General features: G+C 70.9%; 3 protein-coding genes. 1 reads left to right on the forward strand and 2 read right to left on the reverse strand.

Going from position 1 to position 3,193, the window contains the following annotated elements:
• Positions 1-50: 50 nt before the first annotated feature.
• Positions 51-1,469: a DUF2252 domain-containing protein gene (locus PKE44_RS17085; RefSeq protein ID WP_324553672.1), complete on the forward strand. Its 1,419-nt coding sequence runs from the start codon at positions 51-53 to the stop codon at positions 1,467-1,469.
• Between the two features lie 3 nt (positions 1,470-1,472).
• On the opposite strand, the gene PKE44_RS17090 is transcribed toward PKE44_RS17085, so the two are convergent.
• Both PKE44_RS17090 and PKE44_RS17095 read right to left on the reverse strand, forming a co-directional pair.
• Positions 1,473-2,249: a DNA-binding domain-containing protein gene (locus tag PKE44_RS17090; RefSeq protein ID WP_324553674.1), complete on the reverse strand. Its 777-nt coding sequence runs from the start codon at positions 2,247-2,249 to the stop codon at positions 1,473-1,475.
• Entirely contained in the window at positions 2,236-3,081 is an 846-nt protein-coding gene (locus tag PKE44_RS17095) for a DUF692 domain-containing protein (protein WP_324553676.1), read from the reverse strand. Before PKE44_RS17095 ends, PKE44_RS17090 begins: the two co-directional genes overlap by 14 nt.
• Positions 3,082-3,193: the final 112 nt, after the last annotated feature.

Below are 3,193 nucleotides of genomic sequence, written 5' to 3' on the forward strand. Positions count from 1 at the left end.
CCCTGATTTACCCTCCGCCCACCAGAGCCGTGCCACCGGGAGTCCCTTCGATGAGCGATGCCGTTGATCCCGAACTGCGCCAGCAACGCGGCAAGGCCCTGCGCAAGCGGGCCTCGCGCAAGCAGCACGATCACATCGGCGGGCATGACCGCGATCCGGTCGCGCTGCTGGAGGCGAGCAGCCGCACGCGGCTGCCGCGGCTGCTGCCGCTGCGCTACGGGCGCATGCTCGCATCGCCGTTCGCGTTCTTCCGCGGCTCGGCGATCGTGCAGGCGCATGATCTGGCCGGCACGCCGTACAGCGGCCTGATCGTGCCGCTCTGCGGCGACTGCCACCTGATGAACTTCGGCGGCTTCGCCACGCCCGAGCGCAACCTGATCTTCGATGTCAACGACTTCGACGAAACCCACCCCGGCCCCTGGGAATGGGACGTGAAGCGCCTCGCCGCCAGCTTCCACATCGCCGCCCGCCACCAGGGCTACGCCGAACACGACTGCGCCGACATCGTCGCTGCCGCCCTCGACAGCTACCGCGAACACACGAAGACCTACGCGCGCTGCAGCGAACTCGAACTCTGGTACGACCGCATCAGCTTCGAGCGCCTGATCCAGGAAGCCGAAGACCCGGACATGCGCGCGCAGCTCGCACAGACGGTCGAGAAAGCCAGCGGGCGCACGCACGAACACCTGCTGCCGAAGCTCGGCAGCAGAACGGGCGATCACTGGACGATGCACGATGCGCCGCCGGGCCTGTTCCACATCCACGGCCCGGCCAGCCTGTTCGAGCCCGACGATGAATGGCGCCGGCCCGGCGACTGGCAACGGCTGATCCAGCCGATGTACGCGGCCTATCTCGATACGGTCAGCAGCAGCCACCGCGCGCTGCTCGGGCGCTTCCGCGCGCAGGATCTCGCCTTCAAGGTGGTCGGCGTCGGCAGCGTCGGCACGCGCTGTCTGGTGCTGCTGCTGACCGACGGCCACGACAGCCCGCTGTTCCTGCAGTTCAAGGAGGCGCTGCCCTCGGTGCTGGCGGACTACGTGCCGGCCGGGCGCTGCCCGTACCGGCATCAGGGCCGGCGCGTGGTCGCCGGCAAGCGCCTGATGCAGGCATCGAGCGACATCTTCCTCGGCTGGACCACGGCCTTCGACGGTCGCCAGTTCTACGTGCGCCAGTTGCGCGACATGAAGGTGTCCCCGGAGATCGAGACCTACGACGAGGCACAACTGCACTACTACGCCGCGAGCTGCGGCCGGGTGCTGGCCCGCGGCCACGCCCGCGCCGGCGGCCTCGCCCCGGAGATCGCCGGCTACCTCGGCAACGGCGATGCGTACACCGCGGCCGTGCTCGACTACGCGCGCGACTACGCCGATCGCGTCGAGCAGGACTTCGAGAAATTCCGCAGCGCCTGCCGCAGCGGCCGGCTGCAGGCGCAGACCGAAGCCGATCTGGCGGCGGAGTTCCGGGTGTAGCGGTCAACCGGCGATGCCGGTGAACACCCCGAGCGCCAGCAGCCGGCCGAGCGCCGGACCGGGGGCGCAGTCGGGATCGACGGCGATGGCGACCTCGCAGGCGGTGTCGAGGCCGGCGCCGCAGGCGAGCGCAGCGGCGAGTTCCCATTCGCCGGCCGTGACCGGCACGATGGCGATGTCGCCGCCTTCACCGGCGGTGCGCCAGATCAGCAGATGCTGGCCGCCGGCCTCGGGATCGACCGCGTGCGCGGCATCGTCGCGGTTCGCGACCCAGAGATCGAGCACCGGCCAGCGCGAGGCGGTGAAGCGCAGCGACGGCCGGGCCCGCAGGCGCAGTGACTGCTGACGCTCGGGCGGCAGCGCCGCGAGTTCGGCGAGCGACAGCACCGTCGCGGCATCGGCGGCGTAATACGCCTCGTGCACCGCCCATTCGAGCCGCGCCAGATCGGCATGCCACGGCCAGTCGGCGAGCGGCGCGAAATCGTCGAGGAAGACGCCGAACGTGGCGCCGTAGCCGTGCAGGTCGCCACAGAGCGAGGGCGTCTGCGCGACGTAGCGCGCCGCGAGCTGCGCGAAGCTCGCGCAGCCGAGCAGGCGCTCCAGCACCGGATACGCCGAGACCAGCGCGCCGGCGAGCGTCAGCCGGTGGTTGTTGCGGTAGATCGCCAGCCGCTCGGCGACGCTCAGGCTGCCGGCGAGCACGGCGGCGTCGAGACCGGCGAGCGGCTCGCGGCCACGCAGGGTCGCCGCGAACGCGGTTTGAAGCTCATGCAGGTTCATCACGACAGGCTCCGAGACAGGCATCGGCGATCGCGGCTTCGGCCAGCAGCTGCGGCAGCGGCGGCAGCGCGCTGTCGCGTTCGATCAGCGTCGCCCGCGGCCCGATGCGCGCGAGCACCTGCCGGTACAGTGCCCAGACCTCGGCGCAGACCGGCGCATCATGCGTGTCGATCAGCAGCGCCTGACCGCGCACCTCGCGCCGGCTGTGACCGGCCAGGTGAATCTCGCCGATCGCCGCCGCCGGCAGCGCCGCGACGATCGCCAGCGGATCGTCGCCGTGGTTGATGTGGTTCACGTACAGGTTGTTCACGTCGAGCAGCAGCCCGCAGCCGGTGCGCGCGACCAGCTCGGCGAGAAACTCGCCCTCGGGGATCACCGAGGCGGCGAAGTCGAGATAGCGCGAGACGTTCTCGACCAGCAGCGGCCGGCCCAGGGCTTCCTGTACCTGCTGCACGTGACGGCAGACGAGGGCGAGGGCTTCCTCGCTCATCGGCAGCGGCAGCAGGTCGTTCAGGTGCTGGCCCCCGGCGGCGGTCCAGCAGAGATGTTCGGACACCCACCCCGGCTCGACGCGTGCGACCAGCGCCTGCAGCCGCGCCAGATGCCCGCGATCGAGACCATCGGCGTTGCCGAGGCCCAGACCGACGCCGTGCAGGCTGACGGGCCAGTGCGCGCGCACGCGATCGAGCACGGCGAGCGGCCGGCCGCCGTCGCCGAAGTAGTTCTCGCTGTGGACCTCGACCCAGCCGGGACCGGCCTGATCGCCGAAGTCGCCGGCCAGCAGGGCTTCGTAGTGATCGCCGCGCAGGCCGATGCCGGCGATTGCCGGCATCGACGCAGCACTCTGGCGACCGGATACCGGCGCGCCGTCATTCATGGCGTCGCTCACGCCTTCTTGGTCAGGCTGCCGCCGGTGATCTTCTCGCAGGCGCCCTTGGGCAGAT

Origin of the sequence: Plasticicumulans sp. (assembly GCF_035331805.1) — a bacterium.
Lineage (GTDB): Bacteria > Pseudomonadota > Gammaproteobacteria > Competibacterales > Competibacteraceae > Plasticicumulans.

Coding starts and splice junctions, on each gene's coding strand:
- PKE44_RS17085 (WP_324553672.1), top strand. CDS start 51: ATGAGCGATGCCGTTGATCCCGAACTGCGCCAGCAACGCGGCAAGGCC.
- PKE44_RS17090 (WP_324553674.1), bottom strand. CDS start 2,249: ATGAACCTGCATGAGCTTCAAACCGCGTTCGCGGCGACCCTGCGTGGC.
- PKE44_RS17095 (WP_324553676.1), bottom strand. CDS start 3,081: ATGCCGGCAATCGCCGGCATCGGCCTGCGCGGCGATCACTACGAAGCC.